The following is a 26,793-nucleotide window of genomic DNA, read 5'->3' as shown; positions in this document are numbered from 1 at the left end:
AACATTTAAAATAATTATAAAAATTATGGCAAAAACGAATAATAGTCGACTAGGAAGAGGACTTTCTGCTTTGTTAAAAGACGAACCAAGTGTGGTTTCAGCTTCGGACAAGGGTGCAGAAAAGTTGGTAGGAAATATCGTAGAAGTCGATTTAAAGAAAATCAAAACCAATCCTTATCAGCCCAGAACCAATTTCGACAAAAATGCACTGGAAGATTTGGTAAAATCCATTGCGGTGCTTGGTGTGATCCAACCCATTACGGTTCGTAAAATCGATGATGGATATGAATTAATTTCGGGAGAAAGAAGATTCAGAGCTTCGCAAATCGTAGGATTGGAAACCATTCCGGCTTATATCCGATTGGCAAACGATCAGGAAATGCTCGAAATGGCATTGGTCGAAAACATCCAACGACAGGATTTAGATGCCATCGAGATCGCCCTTTCGTACCAAAGACTGCTTGATGAAATCAATTTGACCCAAGAACAATTGAGCCATAGAGTCGGAAAAGACAGAACTTCTGTTTCCAACTATTTGCGACTTTTAAAATTGGACCCCATCATCCAAACCGGAATCCGCGACGGCATGATTTCCATGGGACATGGTCGCGCTATCATCGCCATTGACGACATCGATTTGCAATTGGAAATTTATGAAAAAGTCATTGCAGACAATCTTTCTGTACGTGAAACAGAAAAACTTTTGCAACTTTATAAAAAACCGAACGCAAAGAAAATTTCGAAATCAAAAGAATTACCCAACGAATTCAAACGCTCTCAACTTTTGATTGCAGAGAACATTCAGTCCAAAGTTGAAATCAAAAGATCACAAAACGGAAAAGGAAAAATCATCATCGATTTCAGTTCTGATCAGGAGTTTGAGCGAATTCGAAAAATATTGGAATGAAACCGAAATGATTAAAATAATTATTTTTAATCATCAAAGGTTACATGTGAACATTGAAAAGCAATAATAATAAACACATGAAAAATCAGATCCTAACCATACTTCTCATTTTACCCATTTTGGCTTTTTCACAAGTCGAAAACGATTCTGTACAAACTACCGAACCTATCACGGAAATCGTCGCAGTAAATGAAACAGAAAAATTGGATACGATCGACTATCTGACCATGAAAAACCCGATCAGGGCTTCGTTATATTCTGCTATTTTACCGGGAATGGGTCAGATTTACAATAAAAAATGGTGGAAAGCACCGTTGGTTTGGGGAATACTGGGAACCGGAGCCGGATTTATCATTTATTATAACAACCAATACAAAGAATACCGAGGTTATTATTTGGACAAATTGTATGGGTATGAATTGGAAAATCCGACACTGAACAACATGAGTGTGGAACAATTGGCCAATATCCAAGACGATCGAAAACGTACACGGGATTACGCCATCGCACTGACAGCACTCGGATATATTTTAAACATCGTGGACGCAACGGTTGATGCACATCTCTACGGCATCAAAAAAGATCCCGATTTATCTTTTCAACCCATCATGCTACAAAACCTCCAAACCGCTGAACTCGCCATGGGATTTGGGGTGAGTTATAAATTTTAGTGATGGAGTGGTTGAGTGGACGAGAATGGATGTTGGATGTTCTAAGATTAACTTTAAACTTGAAACCTCAAACTTTAAACTTTTAAACAAATTTAAATGAACATAGCAATCGTCGGATACGGAAAAATGGGCAAAGCCATTGAAGAAATCTTAATCGAAAGAGGTCATCAAGTCGTTGCGAAATTGAATCGAAAACCTAAAGCTGAAGATTTGAAAGATGTAGATGTTGCCATCGAATTTTCCAATCCTGAGGTCGCTTTTGAAAACCTAAAAGTATTACTTGAGAATAAAATACCAACTATTTCAGGTACAACAGGTTGGTTAGCTCATTTAGAAGAAATCAAAACGATCAATCAAGAAAATAATGCGGCTTTTTTATATGGTTCCAATTTTAGTTTGGGAGTGAATTTATTTTTCGAATTGAACCATCATTTAGCGAAATTGATGGCGAAATATCCCGAATACAAAGTCGAAATCGAAGAAATCCATCATACCCAAAAACTGGATGCACCGAGTGGAACCGCCATTTCGCTCGCAGAGCAAATCATGGAAAATTCGGCTATAAAAAATTGGGAGTTAGACTCAAAAACTTCAGAGGAAAATCTCCCCATTTACGCCAAACGCATCGACCATGTTCCCGGAACGCATACCGTTTCTTACCATTCTGAAATCGATTCTATCGAAATCAAACACACCGCACATACGAGAAAGGGATTTGCATTGGGCGCAGTTCTAGCTGCAGAATGGATCCATGGAAAACAAGGTTTTTTTACGATGAAAGACGTTTTGGGTTTAAATTAACAAAGACATTCGCCGAAAATCTTAAATTAGCAGACTTAAAATAAAAATTGAATATGTTACTCTACTGGTTAGTCGCTTTTATTCTTTACAACATCATCTACGGAGCATCCACTTGGCAATTGTACAAAAATGCAGGCAGAAAGGCTTGGGAAGCTTTCATTCCTTTTTATAATTTCTGGATCGGTTTAGACCTCATCAAACGACCGAAATGGTGGATCATCCTATTTTTCACTCCAATTGTTGCACCGATTATGTGGTGGGTTTATTGGGTAGATTTCGGAAGAAGTTTCGGGAAAAGAACTTGGACAGATGCGATTTTGATGGTGGTAACCGTTGGACTCTATTCTTTTTATTTAAATTATGTAGAAAAACCCGATTATGAAGGACCAGAAGAACGAAAAGGAACTTTTATTGCAGCACTATTATTTGCTGTCGTTTTGGCGACTTTGGTGCATACATGGTTCATCCAGCCGATGGTCGTACCGACTGGTTCTATGGAAAACACGATCAAAATCGGGGACGCACTTTTCGTGGAAAAAGTAAGCTATGGAATCAGAGTTCCATTCACTCCTATCGGAATTCCTTTTTCAGAATTCATCAATAGAAAAGCTTATGTCGACCAAGCCAGATTACCATATATGCGATTGCCGGGTTGGAGAGATTTAAAAGCCAACGATATCGTGGTTTTTAATTATCCGACCGATTCTGCTTTTGATGCGATTGACCGTAAAGATGCCTATGTAAAACGTTTGGTGGGAATGCCCGGTGATTCTATCGAATTTGACAATAGTGTTTTAAAAGTAAATGGAAAACCTTTCATTCCGAAAAAGGATGCTTGGGTTCAACACAGTTATTTGGTGATTTCAAAAGTCCCTTTCAGTCCACAATTGATGTATGAAAATTATGGATTACTGGAAGGAACTGATTTTGGTGTAATTGGAAGAAGTGACAACCAATACACGTATATTTTCAAAGCCTTGACAAAATCCATGGCAGAGGATTTCAAACGAAATCCAAATGTCATTTCGGTGGATCAAAAAATCACCCCAAAGGGTCAAAAAGACGAACGCAAATACGCAAATGGTCAAATCGACAGTACTTATACGATTTTCCCCTTGGATAAAAATTGGAACCAAGACAATTATGGACCGCTTTATATTCCGAAAAAAGGCGATGTTGTGAAATTGGATAAAAATTCGATTACCCAATATTACAATATCATCAAAAATTATGAACGCAACGATCTGAAAATTGAAGGTGATAAATATTGGATCAATGGAAAAGAAACCAACCAATATGAAATCAAACAAGATTATTTCTACATGATCGGTGACAACCGAAACCAATCTTTGGATGCGCGTTTCTTTGGCTATGTTCCGGAAGAAAACATCATCGGTCGACCTATTTTTGTTTGGGCCAACATGAACGGAATGTTTGAACCGGCACCGAACAAGTTCATTTGGAGTCGATTCATGACTTCGATCAACAACGATAATCCGGACAAAAAATCCTATGGTCTTTATGTATTGATCGCTTTGATCGCTTTCTTTACTTGGGATTATTTCCGTATCAAAAAGAAAAAAGCTAAAGAAGGCAATAAAAACTAAGCCTTCCCAACCTTGTCAAGGTTAATCTTCAGAATGAAATAATCTTGACAAGGTTTATTAAATAAATTCACTTAAAATGATTTTTCCAATCTTTTATTTCGGCCCTATTTCCTATTTCGCAGCTCTGGTTCAGGCTAAAAGTTTTCAATTGGAAGCTTATGAACATTTTCCGAAACAAACCTTCCGGAACCGATGTTACATCCAGGGTGCAAACGGAAAATTGCGATTGGCGATTCCCACAAAACACAATGGCGCAAGGGTTTTCAAAGACATTCAAATTTCAGATGAATACAATTGGCAGAAAGAACATTTTAAATCCCTCGTTTCAGCTTATAAAAGTTCGCCGTATTTTGAATACTACGAAGATGATTTGGCACCGATTTTTGAATCCAAAGAGAAATATTTACTCGATTTGAATTTAAAAACGATGGAATTTATTGCTTCGAAATTAAAATTGGATTTAACTTATAATTTGACTGAAACTTATGAAATCGTTTCAGAAGAATTGGATTTCCGAAATCAATTTAGTGCTAAAAAAGAACCAACCGGAAATTTTCCGGAGTACTTTCAAGTCTTTGATGAGAAGTTTGAATTCATGCCCGATTTGAGCATTTTGGATCTAATTTGTAACGAAGGACCAAAAGCTTCGACCTATATCTCAAATCTCATCCAAAATCACTAAGATTTTGATTTAAAACACTTTGTAGGTTGAGAAATTGTACAGAATTTATAAAAAAATATGATTTACACCTTTCTCTTACAGACCTTTTCAGTAAAAGTGTAGATCATTTCGACTCAAAATTCGGTGAAGATTTTATCAATAAATTGATGGAAGTTGGATGATAGAAAAATGAATTGTAAAAGTAAATAAATAAGAAATGAATAAAATTATCATGACGTTGGGAATGGCATTTATGCTTTCTTTCAGCGGATACGGACAAGATGCAGTAGCAGAAACTACTATGGAAGTATGGTACAATGCTGACAAAGAAGCTACCGGGAAATTTGGTGTGAATACAGAGAAAGCGCATCAGTTTTTAAAAGAAAACAAACGCAAACCGACAGATTTTATCGTTGGTGTTTTGGATGGTGGTGTTCAGGCTGACCATGTTGATTTGGCTGATAATATGTGGATCAATCCAAAAGAAAAAGCCGGAAACGGAAAAGATGACGATAAAAACGGATATATCGATGATATTTACGGTTGGAATTTCATAGGTGGAGCTGATGGTAAAAACGTAGATGGTGACACACTTGAAAAAGTAAGGATGTACAAATACACCTATTTACCAATGTTTGAAAGCAGCGATGCAAACAAAAATGCGGAAAATAAAACCAAACATCCGGAAGCTTATGCTGATTACCAATCCATAAAAGCAGAAATCTCGTCCAAACTTGCAGAAGCCAAAGGTTACCTACCGCAATACCAAGGCATGATGGATATGGTCAACAAAGGTTTCCCGGCTTTGATCAAGGATTTTGGAGATGTTCCGGTTACTGAAGAAAATTTAGGAAAATATACGCCGACTGAAGAGTCGATGATGGGATTACAGTTTTTCGCTCAAATTCCAAAAGATTATTGGGATGGAAAAACCATGCAGGCTATTTATGATGAATTGAAGGACGAATTTCAAGGTGGATTGGATTATTTGAACGGACAAATCAATTATCACTACAATGTTGATTTTGAATCAAGAGGAATAGTCGGGGACAATTATGATGATAAAAAAGAAAAAAATTACGGAAACGCTGATGTTGAAGGACCAGATGCAGGACATGGAAGTCATGTTGCCGGATTGATTTCAGCTGTAAGAGGAAACAACCGTGGAATCGATGGAATTGCCGGAAACCATGTAAAAATCATGGGCGTACGCACTGTTCCAAATGGAGACGAACGCGACAAAGACGTTGCCAATTCCATTCGTTATGCTGTAGACAATGGAGCAAAAATTCTGAATATGTCATTTGGGAAAAGTCATTCGCCCGATAAAGAATTGGTTTGGGATGCGATGCGTTATGCAGAAAAGAAAGGTGTTTTATTGGTCAAAGCAGCCGGAAATGACAATGAAAACATCGACGAAATAATTCATTATCCGACCAATTTTGACGAAAAAGGAAATCCAATTATTCAGTCATTATTGACCGTAGGTGCTTCCACAGAAGATCCCTTGGTTTTAAAAGCGAGTTTTTCCAATTTTGGTAAAAAATCGGTAGATGTTTTTGCGCCGGGAGCCGACATCATGTCGACTGTTCCACATAACAAATACAAATCAGAAAACGGAACGAGTATGGCTTCACCGGTTACAGCCGGAGTTGCGGCTTTGGTTTGGTCTCACTATCCAAAGTTGACTGCACTTGAAGTAAAAGAAATCATCATGAATTCAGTCAATAAAGATCCACAATTAACGGACATTTCAGTTACAGGTGGTGTCGTAGATGCCTATAAAGCAGTTCAATTGGCAGAAGAAATGTACAAGAAGAAATGATGGATAATGCCATTCAACATTTATAGCATAAAATCCCGTTTGAGTTTTCAGGCGGGATTTTTTGGTAAAAATTAGGAAAATTGTATTTATAGCCCCCCTCCTCACTCTCCAACTCAATCTCTCAACCACTCTCCAACTCAAATCCCCCAGCCTTCTCTATCCAAACTTCGGTATTGGATCGCTTCTGCTATATGATCGCTTTTCAAATCATCACTCCCTTCCAAATCTGCAATGGTCCTGGCGACACGCAAAATCCGGTCATAAGCTCTGGCAGACAAATTCAATTTCTCCATGGCATTTTTTATCAACTTTTTCCCGGTTTCGTCCAATTGACAATAAACATCCAATTCCTTTGGTCCCATTTGCGCATTGCTATGAATTTTATTCAAATCTTGGTACCGAAGCGTTTGGATATTCCTCGCATTGACCACTCTTTTTCTGATTTCGATGCTCTTTTCACCATTTCTCTCCGCAGACAAATCATCAAATGGAACCGGATTTACTTCGATATGTAAATCAATTCGATCGATTAATGGTCCTGAGATTTTGTTCATATAGCGTTGCATTTCTTGAAGAGAAGAAGTATTGTTCGGATCATCAGGAAAATAACCGCTCGGACTTGGGTTCATCGAAGCGACAAGCATAAAGCTCGACGGATAGGTCACTGTAAATTTCGCTCGGGAAATGGTGATTTCCCTATCTTCAAGCGGTTGCCGCATCACTTCAAGAACCGTTCTTTTAAATTCGGGCAATTCATCTAAAAACAAAACCCCATTATGCGCAAGCGAAATTTCTCCGGGTTGAGGAAATGAGCCGCCACCCACCAAACCTACGTCTGAAACGGTATGATGTGGCGAACAATAAGGTCTCACAGTCATCAAACCTGATTTCTCACCTAATTTTCCTGCTACCGAATGGATTTTGGTTGTTTCCAAAGCTTCTTCTAAAGTCAAAGGGGGAAGTATCGATGGAATTCGTTTGGCCAACATCGTTTTTCCACTCCCCGGCGGTCCTATGAGGATGATATTGTGTCCTCCGGCTGCTGCAATTTCCAAAGCGCGTTTGACATTTTCCTGTCCTTTGACATCACCAAAATCAAATGGAAAAGCATTGAGTTGTTCAAAAAACTCCTTTTGAATATCAATTTTTGTAGGTTCAATTTTTTTCTTTTCATCAAAGAAATCGATGACTTCCATGATATTTTCTACCCCAATCACTTCCAAATCACTCACTATAGCTGCTTCCTTTGCATTTTGTTTGGGTAGTATAAATCCTTTGAATCCTTCATCTCTAGCTTGAACAGCGATTGGCAATACACCTTTTATCGGTCTGATTTCACCATCCAATGAAAGTTCGCCCATGATCAAATATTCAGAAATCCCTTCAGCATTGATGAGTTCAGAGGAAGCCAAAATCCCCATTGCAATGGTCAAATCATAAGCAGAACCTTCTTTATGAAGATCAGCCGGCGCCATGTTTATCGTGATTTTTTTTCCCGGAATTTTGTATCCAGAATTTAACAATGCGGTTCCGATTCTATAATTGCTTTCTTTGATCGCATTATCCGGAAGACCTACTAAAAAATAGCCAACACCTATGTCGACATTTACTTCTATAGTAATGGTTTTTGCATTGACACCGTAAATAGCGCTACCGTAAACTTTGGTTAACATTTAAGTTGGATTTGGAATTAAAAGTTAAGAATAATTTTTAAATTGCTTCTCATTTTGTGAAAATTAGTATGAGAAAGATAAAACAGGTATCAGAATTTCAAATATTTGACAACTTAGAAGAATTAGAAGAAATAGAAAAAAAATTAATTCAAATTTCAATTGAAGCAGCAAAAAAAGCCTATGCTCCCTATTCCAATTTCAGAGTGGGCGCAGCAGTTTTGTTAGAGAATGGAGAAATTCTAAGCGGAAACAACCAAGAAAATGCTTCGTATCCGGTTGGGATTTGTGCAGAAAGAACGTTGCTTTCTTATGCAAACGCCAATTTCCCCAATCAAAAAAAAATAAAATTGGCCATCTCCGTATTGGATTCAGATCAAACTGTTTCTCCTTGTGGTCTATGCAGGCAGACACTTTTAGAATACGAAACATCTCAAAATCAACCAATTGAAATATTCCTTCATAACAGAAAAGGCAAGGTTTTGGTAATTCCGACGGCTGCTTCTCTCCTACCACTTTATTTTGATAAAGAATCCTTAATAAACTAGTGGTTTGCACAACTAAATTATTCCAATTAAATTTGCCTCTCACGAGAACTTTTATGGAAAAGATTACAAAAGAAACTTATCTCCAGTGGTATAGAGAAATGAATTTCTGGAGAAGATTTGAGGACAAATGCCGTTCCTTGTACTTGAAACAAAAAATCAGAGGATTTTTACATTTATACAATGGTCAAGAAGCTTTGCCTGCCGGATTTTTACACGCAATGAAATCGGGAGACAAAGTCATAACTGCTTATCGATGTCATGTTTGGCCGATGGCGATGGGTGTTGACCCAAAAAGAATCATGGCAGAACTTTGTGGAAAAGAATCCGGAACCTCAAGAGGTTTAGGTGGTTCTATGCACATATTCAGTAAAGAACACCATTTTTATGGAGGGCATGGAATCGTAGGTGGTCAAATTCCAGTTGGTGCCGGAATGGCCTTTGGTGACAAATACAATAACCGAGATCATGTTTCTATTTGTCTTTTTGGTGATGGTGCTGCACGTCAGGGAACACTTCATGAGACTTTTAACATGGCGATGAACTGGAAACTTCCGGTGGTTTTTGTTTGTGAGAACAATGGATATGCTATGGGAACCTCAGTTGAAAGAACAGCCAACCATAATGATATTTATAAATTAGGATTGGGGTATGAAATGCCTTCTATTCCGGTTGATGGGATGGATCCTGTGAAAGTTGCAGAAGCTGCATTTGAAGCTTTAGAAAGAGCAAGGCGCGGTGACGGCCCTACCTTTTTAGACATCAGAACCTATAGATACCGTGGGCATTCCATGTCTGATGCTGAACCTTATCGTACTAAAGAAGAAGTGGAGAAATACAAAGATGAAGACCCTATTTTATTGGTTCAACACCATATTTTAGAGAATAAATTTGCTACGCAAGAAGAATTGGACAAAATCATAGATGAAGTAAAAGAAGATGTCGAAGAATGTGTAAAATATGCTGATGACTCTGCTTTCCCACCTGTTGAAAATATGTACAAATACACTTATTCACAAGAAGATTATCCATTTATTGATTTAATCGAAAACAACAAATAACTATGGCTGAAAAAATTACAATGCCACGTCTGAGTGACACAATGGAAGAAGGGACGGTTGTAAAATGGCACAAAAAGGTAGGAGATAAAGTTTCGGAAGGCGATATTTTGGCTGAAATTGAAACCGATAAAGCCATCCAGGAATTTGAAAGTGAATACGATGGTTTCCTTATTTTTCAAGGAGTTGAAGAAGGAAAAACAGCCAAAGTGGATTCGATTTTAGCCGTGATCGGTGAAGAAGGAGAAAGTTTCGCTGAAGGAGAAGAGAAATCAGAAAAAAGTCCTGTTCAGTCTGAAGAAGCGACGGCTGAAGAAAATTCAGAAGAAGCTGTTGAAGAAGTTGAAGTTTCGACTGAAATCCCAGAAGGTGTAAATGTCATTTCCATGCCTCGATTAAGTGATACGATGGAAGAAGGAACTGTAGCAAAATGGCATAAGAAAGTTGGTGATAAAGTGGCTGAAGGTGATATTCTAGCTGAAATCGAAACCGACAAAGCCGTTCAAGAATTTGAGAGCGAATATGATGGTACTTTATTGTTCATCGGTGCGGAAGAAGGAAAATCGGCGCCTGTTGATACTGTTTTGGCGATCATAGGCCCTGAAGGAACAGATGTATCAGGTTTAACTTCTTCGAAAAAACCTTCACCTAAAAAAGAAGAAAAACAAGCTGAGAAATCGGAAGAAAAAAAGACCGAAAAACCAGTAGAAATAAAAGCTGAGCCAAAGGAAACGAAAACGGAAAAACCGGCAGTTGTTTCATCCGGAGAAAGAATTTTCGCTTCTCCTCTAGCCAAAAGTTTAGCAAAAGAAAAAGGAATCGACCTTGCGCAAGTCGAAGGAAGTGGTGATAATGGAAGAATTATCAAAAAAGATGTTGAGAACTTCACACCAAAGGCAATTGCTTCCACTTCTCTAAATTATGTAAAACAAGAGAGCCAAACGGTAGCCAATTCGCAGATGCGAAAAGTCATAGCCAAACGATTGGCCGAATCCAAATTCACCGCACCGCATTATTATCTCAATGTGGAAGTGAATATGGACAATTGTATGAGTTCGCGTGAGCAAATCAACAAAGTCCATACTGAATCTAAAATTTCATTTAACGATATCATCGTAAAAGCATGTGCTTTGGCTTTGAGAAAGCATCCACAGGTCAATTCCAGCTGGAAAGGAGATGAAACTTTGATCCATGGAGACATCAACATAGGAGTTGCAGTTGCCGTAGAAGATGGACTTCTCGTTCCGGTGATTAAAAATACCGATTTCAAATCTTTTGCTGATATTTCTGGTGAAGTAAAAGATATGGCCAAAAGAGCCCGGGATAGAAAACTAAAAGCAGATGAAATGGAAGGAAGTACTTTTTCTGTTTCAAATTTAGGGATGTTTGGAATCGAGTCCTTTACCTCCATTATCAATCAACCGAATTCATGTATTTTGTCTGTCGGAGCCATCATCGAAAAACCCATTGTAAAGAACGGACAAATCGTGATTGGCAATACCATGAAACTCTCTATGGCATGCGATCACAGAACAGTTGATGGAGCAACAGGTGCCCAATTTTTACAAACTTTAGTGATGTATTTAGAGAATCCAATTACGATGTTTATTTAGATTTTTTAATATCTTAACATAAAAGTGTTAATTTTTTTCCTAATTTAGGGGAAATTAACACTTTTTGTTTTATGAGAAAATTCTATTTATTATGGAGTACTTTCTTACTCCTACCTTTTAGTTTATTCGCCCAAAGCTATACAGCGGAAGAACTAGATGAGATCGACCAAGCCCAATATGAAGCCATGATGGGTTTAACAATTCAATCCCAAAATTTTGGTGGATTTGAATATGGAAATGATGGAATCAATGAAGATTTTATACCTACAGCTGGAGCCACAGAAACCTTTAATCCCGCAGTTGGGGATTTCTTTTATGATCCGGGAGGACCAGGCGGATCAAGTACAAGTGGTACGCCAGGCAACTATCCAAATTGTGGTTGTATCACCAATACTACACTTGCCGGCGTGAATGAAATTCAATTCAATTTTTTTAGCGTATTTGGCACTTTTGATTGGTTAAGGATTTACGATGGCATTGACAATACAGGCACTGTTTTATACGATAACGGTGAAGATGGTGCTAATGAAGGTGATATTACATTAAATGATATGATTGCTTCACATGGATCCGCAATATTTACATCTACATCCGGTAATTTCTTTTTTGAGTTTAGATCCTCAACTGTTGTCGATTATGGAGGATGGGAAGTTGAGATAACTGGAGGTGGAGAACCAGGAGGCGGGAACTGTGAGCTGGATGGAGATACTACGGATGGAGAAATTTGGGATAGACCACTTGCAGATGGTTCAGGAATGTCTGGAGCCGGAGTTGATGTACGTTATAAAGTTTATGGTCCATTTACAGTAGATACTGCGGGAGACTACACCGTAAATTCTGTTCAAGATGGTGGTTGGGATGGGTTTATTTTTGTTTACCAAGATGTTTTCGACCCAACTGATCCTTTGACCAATTTCGTTGCAGGAGACGATGATGGTCCTGGTGGAATAGGTACTTCAGAAGCCGTTGCCAGTTTGGTAACCGGAACAGAGTATTTTATCATTACTACAGGATTTGATGACGAAGAATTTGGACCTTATACAACTACGATAACCGGACCTGGTACTTATACTTGTGATGGAGGTTCTGAGCCAGGTGGAGAATGTGAGCAAGGAATACCATCTGCTGATGAGATATTTGAAGGATATAACATTACACTTGGAAATGCCTTCCGTTCAGCTGAAGATTTTACAGTTGATGCTGGGACAATGTTTACATTGGAAACCATCACAGTAGATGTCAACAACATAACTTCTCCAAATGAAGCAACCATATTAATCAGAGAAGACAATGCGGGTATCCCTGGAGCTATATTGCATACCATTTCAGGTGGCCCGGATGATTCGGAGGTTGTAGGGACAGGATTTGGCGAACCGGTATATCATCTAACTTTTAATTTGGATACACCAATTGAACTGACGGAAGGAATTTACTGGATAGACCCAAAAATGTCTGCAACTACAGGTGAAACAATTTGGTGGGCAACAATTGAAGATTTTTCACATGGTTCTGATCCATATAGAAGTAATGATGATGGCGCTACTTGGACTGCTGATGTAGGTGCTAGTTCTATATTTACTGTTTCAGGTACTTGTGAAGATGATGTCCCTCCAGGAGATAATGACGAATGTGATGGCGCAATTGCTGTAAGTTGTGGAGATTCCGTTTCCGGAACGACATCAGATGCCACAGATTCCGGTGCAAACCCAGCACCAGACAGATTTTATTCTTTTACTGGTAACGGAGAAACTCAACTTGTAACAGTTTCACTATGTGGCTCTTCTTATGATACTTATGTCCGTATATTTTCTGATTGTACATTGACCAATGAAATTAATGGAAACGATGACTTCTGCGGTCTTCAATCTCAAGTGACTTTTGAATCAGATGGAACCTCAACTTACGTCATTATGGTCGAAGGATACAGCTCTAATTCAGGAGATTACACTATGGCAGTTACCTGTACGACACCGCCTGTTGTAGAGGAACCTGATTATCCTTGTTTCCAAGGTGATGGCTTAGAAAGTAATAATTTTGAGAATGGTTACAATGTTACAGCTGGATCTGTTTACAGAAACGCAGATGACTTTATTGTAGATGATGTCTTTACCATACAATATTTGCGTATGAACATCTTCATGAATCCGGGTGCTACTGCTACATCAGTTACATTTAATATCCGTGCAGACGATGGTGGTGCTCCGAGTGAATCCAATATCGTGGATAGTTTTACAGCTACTCCAACAAACCAAGGTGTACTTGGCACTAACTTTGGATTTGATATTTCTCAAGTTGAATTTGTTTTGGATGCAGACAGACCTGAATTGCCAGCAGGAACTTATTGGTTACAACCAGAAGTTTCGGTTTCAGATGCTGGTCCTGCTTATTGGGAAGTAACCTCTACTGGATCTCTAGGTTCATATGTTCACACTAGTGAGGCTGGAGGTTCTTGGAACTCTGACCCAGAAAACATGCAAGCTGTATTCTTTGTAGCAGGTGTTTGTGGTGATACACAACCGGTTGATTGTAACCAAGAGGTATTATCAAACGCGTTGGAAAATGGTTCATTCTTAGGTGGTGATACTGACCAAAGATTGGCCATAGATTTAACTGTCGATGCAGACACCCAAATGACAATTGCTGCAATTGAACCAACGATCATCATTCCTGAAGGAGGTCAAGCCACTACATTCAGCTTTATCTTCTATGAAGACAATGCCGGTTTACCAGGTGCTGAAGTTGCAAATGTAGATGGTACCATTACTTCCAGTACGGTTACAGGTCAGAATTTCGGACGTGACTTCATCAGATATGCAGTAGACTTAAATACTCCGGTCATTTTAGATGCAGGAACTTACTGGATGGAAATGACAAGTGATGCTGAAGGATGGGAAACTACAACTGCTTCTGTAATTGGTTCGCCATTGATTTTCAATAGCACAACCACAAGTGGTGAGTGGATTGTAACAAGTTCAGGTGCCGAATTGGTTTATGAAATTGTAGCTACTTGTGAAACTTTGGGTGTAAGTGATATGGATGCTTTCGATTTTGCTTATTATCCAAATCCTGTGAAAGATGTATTGAACATCAATTCCAAAAAACAGGTAGAGAACATTGCTGTATTTAATTTAGCTGGTCAACAAGTATTGGTTAAATCGCAAATCGCAAATGGACAAATCAATGTTGCTTCCTTACCTACAGGAGTTTATATTTTCAAAGCAACTTTACAAGGTGGACAAGTTGAAACCTTTAAAATTGTTAAGAAATAATGATTTAATTCACTTATTAAAAATGAAGGTGGGGATTTTCCCCACCTTTTTTATATAAAAAAGTCCCAATTTCTAATTGAGACTTTTTTTGATTTCTTAAACCTATTCAAATTAAACAAAAGGTAATTTCACCACTTCTGCTAAAATATTTTTATCCCTGATTTGAATGTAAATTGAAGTTCCGGGTTTAGCAAATTCAATGGAAACATATCCCAAACCGATTCCTTCTTTCAACATCGGGGATTGCGTTCCTGAAGTAACAATTCCTATGGTATTTTCATATTCGTCCACGATTGTATAATCATGTCGCGGAATTCCTTTTTCCTTCATCTTAAATCCAACCAACTTCTTTTTGATCCCTTCTTCTTTTTGTTTAGCCAAAATATCTTTTGCCACAAAATCGGTATCCAGTTTGGTGATCCAACCCAGTCCAGCTTCCAAAGGAGTCGTTTCATCATTAATATCATTTCCATATAAACAATATCCCTTTTCTAAACGAAGTGTATCACGAGCTGCCAATCCACAAGGTTCTATACCGAAATCTTTCCCCGCTTCCATCACTTTTTTCCAGATTTGTTCCGCATATTGATTTTCAAAATAAATTTCAAAACCGCCTGATCCTGTATATCCGGTTGCTGAAATGATCACATTTTCAATTCCAGCAAAAGTTCCGATCTGGAAATGATAAAAAGGAATTTCTGATAAGTTGATGTCGGTCAAAGATTGCATAGATGCTACAGCTTTTGGTCCTTGAATGGCCAATAAAGACATTTCGTCAGATCTATTTTCCAATTGAACATCCCATTTATTTTGAAGGTTGATCCAATTCCAATCTTTCTCAATATTGGATGCGTTCACCACCAACATCCATTCATCATTTGACATTTTATAAATGATTAAATCATCAATGATGCCGCCTTTTTCATTGGTCATACAATTGTATTGCGCTTGACCAATTTCAACTTTTGTCGAATCGTTGGTTCCGATGAATTCTAATAATTGAGCTACTTCCGGACCTTTCGCAAAAAATTGACCCATATGACTAACGTCAAAAACCCCCACTCCTTCTCGGACGATAAAATGTTCATGATTTACTCCGGTATACTGAACCGGCATCTCAAATCCGGCAAAAGGAACCATTTTTGCTCCCAAATCTTTGTGAATCTGATTAAAGGCTGTAACTTTCATTTGTATTGCTGTTTTTAAAAGAAAAATACAAATGTATTAAATAAAGAGAATTAATAAAGCGATTTATATCAATCGACAATTTTTTGGTGCATGGCAAAAAGCACCAGTCCTACACGACTTTTGATATTGAGTTTATCAAAAAGTGCTTGCCTGTAACCATCTATGGTTTTGGGACTTAGGCACATTTCATCGGCTATTTCCTTATAAGTCATTTCAGTACATGCCAATTTTAAGAATCTGATTTCTTGATCTTTTAACTCTTCATGCGGTTTTTTAGGTTTGGCATTTACACTATTTAGTAAAACCGAGCTTACCAATTCATTGTGGTAAAATCCATTGGTCAAAAGATGATCCAATGCTAATTTTAAATCGTTAGGCGTTGTGTTTTTCAACAAATAACCATTTGAACCTTCCCGTACGGCTTTTAAAATGTTGGACTCTTCGTCGTTCATGGACAAAATCAATACTTTCAAATCAAAATGATGAGATTTGATCCAAGCAAGTGTTTCAAAGCCATTCATGATCGGCATGTTCAAGTCGAGTAAAACAACGTCTACTTTATTTTTTTGTTTGGACATTTTGTCGATAAAATCTTTACCGTTTTCAGCACAAAATATAACTTCATAGCCATCAAAATTATTTACCATGTCTTCAAGGGCTTTGGTAAATAAATAATGATCATCAACTATGGCAATTTTATGCGACATTGTCTATATTTTTTTTCCGGTATTTGATTTCGAGTTGAGTTCCTTTTTTTATTTCTGAGTCTAAGATAAGAAAAGCTCCGATAAGTTTTGCACGATTTTTCATATTTATTATCCCGGTCCCCATCACAACTGTACTGTCATAACCGACTCCATTGTCCCTTACCTTAATATTTAGGTCACGACCTTGGAAAACAAAACTGATTTCCATTTTTGTCGCACGGGCATATTTGATGGAATTGGAAAAAAATTCTTGGATAATCCTTAATAGGACCAATTCTTTATCGTCTGGGATAATAAATGGCTTTCCCTCTACAGTAAGTTGAGTTTCCATAAATTTCAAACGCTCAAATCTTGCCAATTCCAATTCTAAAGATTTGATCAGACCTACATTTTTGATATAATCAGTATTCAAGGCTTTGGAAAGACTCCTGACTTCCGTGATGGCAGTCTGAGTTAAATCCTGAAGTTCTTCAACCTTTGGTTTTAATTCGTTAGGAGAATCTTCCAAAACCTTGTAACTGTATAAATTTAAGGTAGATAAAATTTGTCCGATATTATCATGAATTTCCCATGAAATGTTTTTCAGCGTTTGTTCTTTGATTTCGATGCGTGTTTTGGTAATCTCTTTTCGATAATAATCTTTTCTTTTTTGGTACAAGATGAATAAGGTAACCAGTGAAATACTGAAAACCAATGAAGTAACTGATGCTGAAATGATCAGTAAGTATATTTCCTTTTGCTCCATATAAATCCAAAAATCAAAATCGCATGAGATGCCAGAATGGAAAAAAGTAAAATTTTTATCAAACTACCTTTAAAATCTCCAACCGTTTCATTCCATTTACTTATAGAAAACAATGGAAGAGATGTAGCATGAAATACCAATAAACTAAAACAAAGCCAAAACAAAAGGTTATATGTAAATCCTACAAAATTTTCTATTCTTAACATTTGGTTGAACATCATGATCAATAGGACGATCAATATCACGACGCTTATTACATGAGGGAAAGATGCCATTTCATCAAAAAATGAATTCAAATTAATCACAAAAGATAGGACATAGAAAATATTATAACCTATGATCAACAGAAGTGCTATTTTTTTACTTATCTCTTCCAAATACCAGTAAAACAAAAAAGCATAAAAATTAAATTGAACCAATGTCACCAAATTGTATATCCAAACATTATTCTGTTTGTAATAATAACCACAAAATAGCTCTACGAATGCAACCAATCCTAAATAGATCGGTAACCATTTCATAGCGGTATGTTTGTATTTATAATAATAAAATACACTGAAAATAAATGTCGCCAGTTGAATATACATCCCAGCATATTTTACGAATTCCATCTAAAGTATTAATATAAAAATCAAAGACAAATTGTTGGACATGCACCAAAATGATTGGCAATTCCAGAAGGACCACCCGTTGCATTAGACATCATTTTTGCGTTAGTAGAATCTTGAGGAGCCAAAATATCTTTCAAAAATGCCGGTTTTCCTTTTTCGGAACTTAAAGGATCAAATGCCATATTACTCGTTCCTTCTTTTACCGTCGGCGCAATCATAAATGTCAATTCATAATCCTCATTATTTGCGTTGGGCATTCCCGGTTTTCCTTCTTTGGTTTGGCTATACATAAAATCAATTCCATTTACCGTGATACCATTTTTCAAAGATTCTGCTTTTACGTAAGCGATATAATTTTCCAATTCTTCTAAAGAAATCCATGTACGTAAGGCAAATTGATCACCTTTCACACCAGGATGAGCAACATCATATAGATTCAATTGATTTTTGGCATCTTCCAGCGAAATTAAATTTTTGGGTTGGGTTGGAGGATCTGGTTTTGGACATTCCATTTCTTGACTACACGAAAAAAGACCCATAATGAACATGCTGATTGCAACTAATTTAATAGTTTTCATAGTTTAATTGTTTTAGAATGAAGCCACTAAAATAGGCGAATATTCAGAATTTTCAAATTCCCACGAAATAAAACACTAAACTACCATAATGACCTCCAGTAACTTAACCAATTTCACACAGTTAAAATATAGGAAAAATCCTGTGAGCAAATAGGAAAATTGAAAAAATAACCCCTCCATTTCTTCTACAATTCTAATCCCTTTATCTTTGCTATATGGAACCAAAATGATAAAAATAAATTTTAATCACCAACGTAAAGATTATTTTAATCATCTAAGGTTGCATATGTCTATTGAAAAAATAAAAAATGAAAAGGATTTTCTTGTTCGTATTGTTCGCGATTTTTTCCTGTCAGGTTTATCAACCTTCTGAAAATTTGAGAAATGGAGATTTACTTTTGGTTGGAAGTTCTGAAGGAAATCTATCTGAAGCCATCAATGCCGTCACCCAAACTTCAAAAAAAACCAATTATTCGCACATCGCAATGGTTGAAAAATCAGGAAATGATATTTGGGTTTTACATGCTTCAACTGAAAATGGTTCTGAACGGATTCCATTAAAAAAGTTTATAAAAAACCAAAAGGAAAATGATGTCCAAATCGATATTTATCGGATTAAAAATGAATATTCTCCGGATTTTGATCAAGCCATTTTAAAGGCCAAATCCATGTTGGGAAAACCCTATAATTACAGTTACATCTTAAGTGACACCGCTTATTATTGTTCCGACTTTGTATACCATTCATTTATAAAAGACAGCATTTTTGAAATGAATCCCATGACTTTTAAAAATCCGGGTGAAACAGAATTCAACTCCGGTTGGATAGCCTTTTATAAAAAGCTAAATTTGGAAATACCGGAAGGAGAACCGGGATGTAATCCAAATGGGATGGCAGCTTCTGAAAAATTAGAACCAATCGGAAGCTTGTAAAATTCAATTTTCAATAAAAACCGAAAAAATGGTGAAATTATTTTTATGGGTAGGATTGGGCGGTGGCATCGGAAGTATAGCCAGATATGCCATACATTTAGGTATGCTCAGGTATTTTCCGAATCATTTTCCAATTGGAACATTTACGGTCAACATTTTAGGAAGTTTCTTAATTGGCTTATTTTTAGGACTTTCAGCTAAATCAGTCGGTTGGTCAGATGAATTTCGTATATTTTTAACCATTGGTTTATGTGGTGGTTTTACAACGTTTTCTACCTTTGCAGTGGAAAATTTGAAATTATTAGAAAATTCCAATTATTCCGGATTTCTCTTTTATACAGTTGGAAGCATCATTTTGGGCATACTGGCTGTTTGGGGAGGATTTGCATTAACTAAAATATAAAAAAATGAAATTTAATCCATGGCACCATGTTTCTGTAGGAACGAAACAACCAGAAACTGTTGAGGCAATCATCGAAATACCGCAAGGAAGTAAAGCAAAATATGAGTTGGATAAGGCATCTGGTCTTTTAAGACTGGATCGAGTGCTTTTCTCTTCGGTTTCTTACCCTCATAACTATGGTTTCATCCCACAAACTTTGGGAGATGATAACGACCCATTGGACATCATCGTGATTTGTCAAATTGCCGTAGATCCGCTTTGTGTCATCGAAGCCAAAGTAATCGGTGTTTTAAGGATGATCGACAATGGTGAAGGTGATGATAAAATCATCGCGGTTGCAAGTAACGACATGAGTGTCAACCATATCAATGATGTATCTGAGCTTCCGCCCCATCTTACCGTAGAATTGCAAAACTTTTTTGAAGATTATAAAAAGTTGGAAAACAAAGTAGTAATCGTGGAAGAATTCCAAAATGCTGAAGTTGCTCAAGAAATTATCACCAAAGCAATTGAAAACTACCAAGTCAATGCTAAAAAATTGAAAAGCGAATCAAAAAACGCTTAAAAAATTGGGATTTCGGAACATGAGCTGCATGTTCCGAAATTTTGATCTATCTAAAATCTCAATTTCACCTTAAGAGATAAAAATCTTTTACTGAGAGATTTTTTTTTATTCTAAATTTTAACATTTTATTAAACAAAAGTAATTTTTGGAAAAATCCTTATTACATTTGTATCAGACACCTCCTAAATCTATGGCACGACAAAGTATTTTGCCATGGTTGTCAAAAACGCCCTATTTCTACTTCTTTTCTTTAGGATAACCATTCTGAATGCACAAAACCTGAACGCTAGTGATTTGATCGAAAAATGGGATAGAAACGATGTTTACCAAACCATAGAAGCCGAAAAAACGTATTCAGATTTAAAATCCAATTATGATCCATTGAAATTTCAACAAAATGTTTCAGGGATCAAAGAACATTTAAAAAAGGAACCAAATCCTAGATTGGAAGTCCGTCTAAATATGTATGAAATTTTAAATTCCATACAATTTGAAAAGAAAATTTCTTCAAAAACAGAAAAAGACATAGCCGATTTATTTCAAAAGGCTATTTTGATTAATGATGAACAAATATTGTCCGAAATCTATTCCATATATGTCGAAAACGGAAATGCAACTTTTGAAGACAATCTTTTTTACATCACTAAGACGGTAGAAATTCAAGAAAAAATCGGCACTGCATATTTTCCAAAATTTTACTTGCGTTTATTTTTTGCAAGTCTGGTTTATTACAATCTTTCCATGTACAATGAAAGCATTTATTATTCAAAAAAAAGTTTGAAACACCTCGGAAAAGCAGAAAACAATTTAAGTAGTTATGTCTGGAACAAGGATTTGCTCGGAGCATCCTATTATCGGCTGAATAAGATAGACAGCGGCATGTACCATTACCAAAACATCTATGATGTGCTTCTGGATTATAATGCTCATTTTAAAAATTACAAAGAAGGATTTGAAAATTACGACTCGCCATTTTTCAATATTTGGTTAGGAATTTCGCAAGGAGGAATTGGGAAAGGACTAGTACTTCAAGGAAAGTACGATGAAGCCATTCCCTATCTTGAATACAATTTAAAACAAAGTCAAAGCCATCATGAACCCAATGATGTAGCCAAAGTCCAAAATTTGCTGGCGGAAGTTTATCAAAATCAAAACTTACCAGAAAAAGCTTTCCAGTTCAGATGGGCCGCTTTAAAAAATGCCAAAATCAGAAATACGCTGAAAGAAGCCATCATCGCTTCAAAAGGATTGGAAAACATGTACAAGTCTAGCAATCAATTTGATAGCGCCTATTTTTACAATGAACTCAGTCATACTTTTGAAAAAGAATTGTTCCAAACCATCAATCATTCAAAATTTTTATCGGTAACCAATCGTTTGCAACATGAAAAGATGCAAAACGCCATTTCCAAAGCTGAAAAAAAAATTTCAGAACAAAAGTTGGCAAGAAATCTCATTTTGATCTTCAGCATCGTTAGTTTGGGGCTTGTGTTATTATTTTACCAGCGTTACCGAGATCAACAGAAAAACAAATTGGATAAAATCAATCATAAAAAAAATGTTGCAGAGAAAGGTCTTCAGGAAAGTCAAGAAACCTTAAAAGAAGCCAAAGATCAGCTTCAGATTTTCAAAAAGAGTTTGAAACAAAATAATAAATTAATAGAATCCTTAAAAAATAATTCTGAAAAAGCGAAACCAAATTATTCAGAATTACAATCCTGCACCATTTTAACCAAAGAAGATTGGATCCATTTCCGTAAACAGTTTGATAAAGTGTATCCAAATTATCTCTATTCACTTCGCGAAGCTTTTCCGCAATTCTCACAAGCAGAAATTCGCTATCTCTGTTTGGTAAAACTCAATTTAAGACAGAGCGAAATTGCCTCGGCTCTTGGTATCTCAGATTCTTCCGTTCGGGTCACTTGGCATAGAATGAGAAAAAAATTGGACGTGGAAAATCCCATAAATCCGTATGAATTCTTATCAGAATTTGAACAAAACCATCAATTGAATCTATAAAACAAAATCAATACAACTTACTGATTATTAACCTTTTAACAAATGTAACGTTTTTGTAACTGCATTTTTTTACAAAAAAAAAACTGATTTCTTACATTTGTTTCAATGTTAAAAAAATGAACCCTACTCTTTTCATACTCACCCTGTCTTTAAGAAACCTTTTCAAGGTTAATTTGAGCAGTAACGCAGTGAAAAGAATGATTTCAAATCGAAATCGAATCGTTAAACTTTTTCAATACAATTACATCTCACTAAAACAAACAAAGTACCGATTGAAATTTAAATTTCAGCCGTTTATGGGGCTCCTCTCTCCTGATTCAAATATTGTATTTAACCTGAAGCCTTTGATAACGAATAGAAATTACCAATTACTTTGTACTCAAATCAAAAACTTTTATCACACCTTTCAAACTGAAAACCAAACCTTAAAAAACCAATTAAAATTAGTGCTTACCTTTCGCTGACCTTAATTACCAAAAGAATTCAATTATAAAACATTAGAATTCTGTGAATTGTGTGATGAATTACCTCCTAAACCAGAAGGCCGATTGTTTCAATCGGCCTTTTTTTGTTTTCTCTTTTATTTTTTATGAATTAACCACAAGATTAACCTGAATTCCTATATTTGTTTGAATAGAAATTAGGACCATATGCCGGGATTTGAAACCATTGGAAAAGAAGAAAAAGACCATGTAAACGAAATATTGGAAACCGGCATACTCATGCGGTACAACTTCGACAACCAAAGAAATAACCATTGGAAAGCAAAAGAATGGGAAGAAGCCATTCAGGATAAAATCCAAATCAGACATGCGCATTTGACCAGTAGTGGAACCACGGCATTGATTACCGCTGTAAAAGCATTGGGAATAGGTGCTGGAGATGAAATCATCCTTCCTACATTTACTTTTGTCGCAAGTGTTGAAGCTTTGATATTTTGCAATGTAATTCCGGTTTTTGCAGATGTAGATGAAACCTTAACCCTATCACCGGAATCAGTCCTAAAGGCGATTTCTCCTAGAACCAAAGCCATCATGCCAGTTCATATGTGTGGCGGCATGGCCGATCTAGATCAACTAAACCAAATCGCCAAAGCAAATGATCTCTACTTGATAGAAGATGCCTGTCAATCCATTGGTGGGAAATTCCAAAACCAATATTTGGGAACCATTGGTGATGTCGGATGCTTCTCATTTGATTTCGTCAAAACCATTACAAGTGGTGAAGGTGGAGCTGTTTTAACCCAAGATTCTTCTATTTATGAATATGCACATCAATTTTCCGACCACGGACATGATCATTTGGGAAATGACAGAGGTGCAGAAAAACATCCAACTCTAGGTCTAAATTTCAGGATTTCGGAACTTCAAGCTGCCGTAGGTTTAGCACAATGGCATAAACTCGATGAAATTCTCAGCCAACAAAGAAAAATTAAATCCATAATAAAAAACGAACTCCTGCAATTTCCTGAAATCCAATTCAGAAAATACCCAGATCCATCAGGAGACAATGGTTCTTTTTTAAGCATTTTTCTTACAGATGAAACCATGACCAGAAAAGTAGTTGAAAACCTAAAATCTGAGGGAATTCCGTGTGCTTATTGGTACGATAACCATTGGCATTACATCAAAAAATGGGACCATTTTAAGCATCTGAAAAATGATGAAACCTATTTTGCTGAATTTAGGGATCTCCTTCCCGACTATGAAAACCAAGATTTTTCCATTTCGGATCAAATCATCAGCAGAACCATTACTTTTCCCATTTCATTGAAAATCAACGAAATAACCGCAAAAGAATTGGGAAAGAAAATAACAGAAATCATTATCAATCAATACAATAAAAAGTAGAGATGAAAAAAATAATCCTTTTCAGACATGCCAAAAGCCGATGGGACATGGGCGTAAGTGATCTCAAGAGAGATTTGGAAGAAATAGGCATCGACCGAACAGAAAAATCGGCAGCTTATTTAAGTTCAATTCCCGATTTAAAAATCGATGCATGGTTTACGAGTCCGGCAGTTCGCGCAAAAAAAACAGCGAAACTGGCTGTTCAACAATTTAAGGAAAACCCTGAAATTCAGGTTTTGGAAAATTTATATACTTTTTCCTTTTTTGATTTGTTAAAGGAAGTAAAAAAACTGGATGACTCCATACAGACTGCCATTTTATTTGGTCATAATGAAGCTTTTACAGAGTTTGCCAACCGTATGGGAAATGAATATTTATATAATTTACCCACTTCCGGAATTGCGATTTTGTCGTTTGATACAGACCATTGGAAAGAAATAGAAAGAGGTGAAACCCTGAGCATCATAAAACCAAAAAAATTGTGAGCAAAATTTATGTAAATAGAGAGATCAGTTGGTTGAAATTCAATGCCCGCGTACTTCAGGAAGTGAAAGATTCAAATGTTCCACTTCTAGAAAGATTGCGGTTTTTGGGAATTTATTCCAATAATTTGGACGAATTTTATTCCGTTCGTTATTCGGCTTTATTAAGATCTATCCAATTGAAAAGCAGAGGTTATCGCAATATCATCGCAGAACAAACTGATGAGGATTTGATCGAGGAAATCAATCAATCTGTTGCCATTCAAAGAGAGGATTATGATCGTTTTTATGATCAGATTTTACTTGAGTTGGAAGCCAATAACATCTTTTTTATCGATGATAAAAACGTACCGCTGGAACACATCCAATTTGTTTCTCAGTATTTTAATTCAGAATTAAGTCATTCCATTGCGGTGTATATTTTGGATAAAAAATTAACCGCTCCAGCTATCAGAGATGGTGCTTTTTATTTGGCGGTGAAATTTATAGAAGATGAAGTGCCCAAATATGCCTTGATCGACGTCCCTACCCAGATTTTCCCTCGATTTGTCATCCTTCCAAAAATCAACCAAAAACAATATGTGATGTATCTGGAGGATATCATTCGTTATCATTTGGATGAAATTTTCAAAGTTTTCCAATACGAATTCATCGAAGCCCATTCCATCAAAATCACGCGAGATTCGGAGTTGGATATGGATACTGATTTGGAGAATAGTTTGCTAGAAAAAGTTGCCAAAAGTCTCGAAGGAAGAAGAAAAGGAGAACCTGTTCGTATCGTTTATGACAGAGAAATCGCCCAAGACACCTTGCAGTTTTTGACCCGAAAGTTAAACATCGATGATTATGACAGCATCAATGCCGGCGGAAAGTACCACAACAAAAGGGACTTGATGAAATTCCCCAATTTGGGACGAAACGATTTGGAATATGAAAAAATCACACCGATCGTTCCCTATAAATTCAATTGTTACCGAAATAATTTCGAAGCCATTTCTGCAGAAGACCATATACTCTATGCGCCTTATCATGATTATTCTGTCTTTTTGCGATTTCTACGTGAAGCAGCCATCGACCCAAAGGTGACCAAAATCAAAATCACGATTTATAGAGTTGCGAGTGAATCTCAAGTCATGAGTGCACTGATCAATGCAGCTCGAAATGGAAAGGAAGTGACAGCCGTTTTGGAATTAAGGGCCAGATTTGATGAAGCCAATAACGTAAAATGGTCCAAAAGACTTCAAGATGCTGGTGTTCATGTGATATTTGGTGTTCAAGGCTTAAAAGTTCATAGTAAAATCGGATACATCGAACGACTTCCAGAACACAATATGGCTTCGAGTTACGCCTTTATCAGTACGGGAAATTTTCATGCCGGAACCGCAAAATTGTATACAGATTATACACTGCTTACCTCCCAGCCCGAAATTACCCAAGAAATCAATCAGGTCTTTAAGTTTTTCAATGCCAATTATCAGACCCAGTCTTATAAACATTTGTTGGTCTCACCCATGCAAACCCGTAAAAAGATCGTCAAATTTATCAAAAAAGAAATCAAAAACCACCGAAAAGGACTTCCTTCCGGTATCAATTTGAAACTGAATAGTTTGAGCGATAAAGAAATCATCGACATGTTGTATTTGGCTTCAAATGAAGGTGTTAAAGTTCGTTTGGTCGTCAGAGGCATCCATAGTTTGATCACGGGGATTCCGGGTATTTCTGAAAACATAGCATCTGTCAGCATCATCGATAAATTTCTGGAACATCCACGGGTTTATTGGTTCAAAAATGCCGGATCAGATCGGGTTTTCATCTCCTCTGCCGACATGATGGAAAGAAATCTCGATGCACGTGTAGAAGTAGCTTGTCCAATTTATGATCCTCAAATTAAAAAATTGGTCATGGATACATTTGAATTGAGTTTTAATGACAATGTTAAAGCCCGAATCCATGATGCAGACGAGAGTTTGACCTATCGGGTCAATACCAAACCGGTGCTGCGCTCTCAATTTGTGACCTATGATTATTTGTACGAATGGAATAAAAAATTAGAAAAAAAAGAATCTGAAATTCAATAAAAAAAACT

The 26,793-nt window shown here is 36.6% G+C and carries 23 protein-coding genes; 17 read left to right on the top strand and 6 right to left on the bottom strand.

Annotation, left to right across the window (positions count from 1 at the left end):
- Positions 1-25: 25 nt before the first annotated feature.
- The 6 genes from HU137_RS10800 to HU137_RS10775 all read left to right on the top strand — a co-directional run bounded on the left by HU137_RS10800 (position 26) and on the right by HU137_RS10775 (position 6,472).
- Complete coding sequence (locus HU137_RS10800) at positions 26-907, top strand: ParB/RepB/Spo0J family partition protein (protein ID WP_182043866.1); 882 nt, start codon at positions 26-28, stop codon at positions 905-907.
- Positions 908-984: 77 nt separating this feature from the next.
- Positions 985-1,578, top strand: coding sequence for a DUF5683 domain-containing protein (locus HU137_RS10795; RefSeq protein ID WP_182043865.1), 594 nt, complete (start codon positions 985-987; stop codon positions 1,576-1,578).
- Between the two features lie 96 nt (positions 1,579-1,674).
- Positions 1,675-2,379: a 4-hydroxy-tetrahydrodipicolinate reductase gene (dapB, locus tag HU137_RS10790; RefSeq protein WP_182043864.1), complete on the top strand. Its 705-nt coding sequence runs from the start codon at positions 1,675-1,677 to the stop codon at positions 2,377-2,379.
- 53 nt (positions 2,380-2,432) lie between these two features.
- On the top strand, positions 2,433-3,986 hold the full coding sequence (gene lepB / locus HU137_RS10785; protein ID WP_246361547.1) for a signal peptidase I: 1,554 nt from the start codon (positions 2,433-2,435) through the stop codon (positions 3,984-3,986).
- 76 nt (positions 3,987-4,062) lie between these two features.
- The gene (locus HU137_RS10780; protein WP_182043862.1) at positions 4,063-4,668 is read left to right on the top strand and encodes a WbqC family protein; all 606 of its coding nucleotides are present in this window, start codon (positions 4,063-4,065) and stop codon (positions 4,666-4,668) included.
- 196 nt (positions 4,669-4,864) lie between these two features.
- Positions 4,865-6,472 (top strand): S8 family serine peptidase, encoded by a 1,608-nt coding sequence (locus HU137_RS10775; RefSeq protein WP_182043861.1) that lies wholly within the window; start codon positions 4,865-4,867, stop codon positions 6,470-6,472.
- Between the two features lie 137 nt (positions 6,473-6,609).
- On the opposite strand, the gene HU137_RS10770 is transcribed toward HU137_RS10775, so the two are convergent.
- Positions 6,610-8,145 (bottom strand): YifB family Mg chelatase-like AAA ATPase, encoded by a 1,536-nt coding sequence (locus HU137_RS10770; protein WP_182043860.1) that lies wholly within the window; start codon positions 8,143-8,145, stop codon positions 6,610-6,612.
- Positions 8,146-8,213: 68 nt separating this feature from the next.
- Between HU137_RS10770 and cdd the strand changes: the two genes are divergently transcribed.
- The 4 genes from cdd to HU137_RS10750 all read left to right on the top strand — a co-directional run bounded on the left by cdd (position 8,214) and on the right by HU137_RS10750 (position 14,627).
- Positions 8,214-8,690, top strand: a complete 477-nt coding sequence (gene cdd, locus HU137_RS10765; RefSeq protein WP_182043859.1) for a cytidine deaminase — start codon at positions 8,214-8,216, stop codon at positions 8,688-8,690.
- Between the two features lie 53 nt (positions 8,691-8,743).
- Positions 8,744-9,748 (top strand): pyruvate dehydrogenase (acetyl-transferring) E1 component subunit alpha, encoded by a 1,005-nt coding sequence (pdhA, locus tag HU137_RS10760; RefSeq protein ID WP_182043858.1) that lies wholly within the window; start codon positions 8,744-8,746, stop codon positions 9,746-9,748.
- Positions 9,749-9,750: 2 nt separating this feature from the next.
- Complete coding sequence (locus HU137_RS10755; protein WP_182043857.1) at positions 9,751-11,358, top strand: pyruvate dehydrogenase complex dihydrolipoamide acetyltransferase; 1,608 nt, start codon at positions 9,751-9,753, stop codon at positions 11,356-11,358.
- 71 nt (positions 11,359-11,429) lie between these two features.
- Positions 11,430-14,627, top strand: coding sequence for a T9SS type A sorting domain-containing protein (locus tag HU137_RS10750; RefSeq protein WP_182043856.1), 3,198 nt, complete (start codon positions 11,430-11,432; stop codon positions 14,625-14,627).
- A 111-nt stretch (positions 14,628-14,738) separates the two neighbouring features.
- Here HU137_RS10750 and gcvT read toward each other — a convergent pair whose 3' ends face one another.
- The 5 genes from gcvT to HU137_RS10725 form a co-directional block, all read right to left on the bottom strand.
- Positions 14,739-15,815 (bottom strand): glycine cleavage system aminomethyltransferase GcvT, encoded by a 1,077-nt coding sequence (gene gcvT / locus HU137_RS10745; protein ID WP_182043855.1) that lies wholly within the window; start codon positions 15,813-15,815, stop codon positions 14,739-14,741.
- Positions 15,816-15,883: 68 nt separating this feature from the next.
- Positions 15,884-16,522 carry a response regulator transcription factor gene (locus HU137_RS10740; RefSeq protein WP_182043854.1) on the bottom strand — a complete coding sequence of 213 codons (639 nt, stop codon included), beginning with the start codon at positions 16,520-16,522 and terminating at the stop codon, positions 15,884-15,886.
- Positions 16,512-17,267: a sensor histidine kinase gene (locus HU137_RS10735; protein ID WP_182043853.1), complete on the bottom strand. Its 756-nt coding sequence runs from the start codon at positions 17,265-17,267 to the stop codon at positions 16,512-16,514. The genes HU137_RS10740 and HU137_RS10735 overlap by 11 nt, the downstream gene beginning before the upstream one ends.
- Positions 17,240-17,878, bottom strand: coding sequence for a hypothetical protein (locus tag HU137_RS10730; RefSeq protein ID WP_182043852.1), 639 nt, complete (start codon positions 17,876-17,878; stop codon positions 17,240-17,242). The genes HU137_RS10735 and HU137_RS10730 overlap by 28 nt, the downstream gene beginning before the upstream one ends.
- 20 nt (positions 17,879-17,898) lie before the next feature.
- Complete coding sequence (locus tag HU137_RS10725) at positions 17,899-18,456, bottom strand: hypothetical protein (protein WP_182043851.1); 558 nt, start codon at positions 18,454-18,456, stop codon at positions 17,899-17,901.
- 308 nt (positions 18,457-18,764) lie between these two features.
- Here HU137_RS10725 and HU137_RS10720 point away from each other — a divergent pair, with 308 nt between their 5' ends.
- The 7 genes from HU137_RS10720 to ppk1 all read left to right on the top strand — a co-directional run bounded on the left by HU137_RS10720 (position 18,765) and on the right by ppk1 (position 26,785).
- The gene (locus HU137_RS10720; RefSeq protein WP_182043850.1) at positions 18,765-19,388 is read left to right on the top strand and encodes a YiiX/YebB-like N1pC/P60 family cysteine hydrolase; all 624 of its coding nucleotides are present in this window, start codon (positions 18,765-18,767) and stop codon (positions 19,386-19,388) included.
- A 28-nt stretch (positions 19,389-19,416) separates the two neighbouring features.
- Entirely contained in the window at positions 19,417-19,791 is a 375-nt protein-coding gene (gene crcB / locus HU137_RS10715) for a fluoride efflux transporter CrcB (protein WP_220457220.1), read from the top strand.
- A 4-nt stretch (positions 19,792-19,795) separates the two neighbouring features.
- Positions 19,796-20,356: an inorganic diphosphatase gene (locus HU137_RS10710; protein WP_182043849.1), complete on the top strand. Its 561-nt coding sequence runs from the start codon at positions 19,796-19,798 to the stop codon at positions 20,354-20,356.
- 213 nt (positions 20,357-20,569) lie between these two features.
- Positions 20,570-22,375 carry a helix-turn-helix transcriptional regulator gene (locus HU137_RS10705; RefSeq protein WP_182043848.1) on the top strand — a complete coding sequence of 602 codons (1,806 nt, stop codon included), beginning with the start codon at positions 20,570-20,572 and terminating at the stop codon, positions 22,373-22,375.
- Positions 22,376-23,025: 650 nt separating this feature from the next.
- Positions 23,026-24,225 carry a DegT/DnrJ/EryC1/StrS family aminotransferase gene (locus HU137_RS10700; protein ID WP_182043847.1) on the top strand — a complete coding sequence of 400 codons (1,200 nt, stop codon included), beginning with the start codon at positions 23,026-23,028 and terminating at the stop codon, positions 24,223-24,225.
- Positions 24,226-24,227: 2 nt separating this feature from the next.
- Positions 24,228-24,710 carry a SixA phosphatase family protein gene (locus HU137_RS10695; RefSeq protein WP_182043846.1) on the top strand — a complete coding sequence of 161 codons (483 nt, stop codon included), beginning with the start codon at positions 24,228-24,230 and terminating at the stop codon, positions 24,708-24,710.
- Positions 24,707-26,785 carry a polyphosphate kinase 1 gene (gene ppk1 / locus HU137_RS10690; protein ID WP_317169921.1) on the top strand — a complete coding sequence of 693 codons (2,079 nt, stop codon included), beginning with the start codon at positions 24,707-24,709 and terminating at the stop codon, positions 26,783-26,785. Before HU137_RS10695 ends, ppk1 begins: the two co-directional genes overlap by 4 nt.
- The last annotated feature ends 8 nt before the right edge of the window (positions 26,786-26,793 follow it).

It is taken from the genome of Moheibacter lacus, assembly GCF_014042165.1.
GTDB lineage: Bacteria > Bacteroidota > Bacteroidia > Flavobacteriales > Weeksellaceae > Moheibacter > Moheibacter lacus.
The sequence above is the reverse complement of the archived record's forward strand: the minus strand, read 5'-3'. Positions and strand labels throughout refer to the sequence as shown.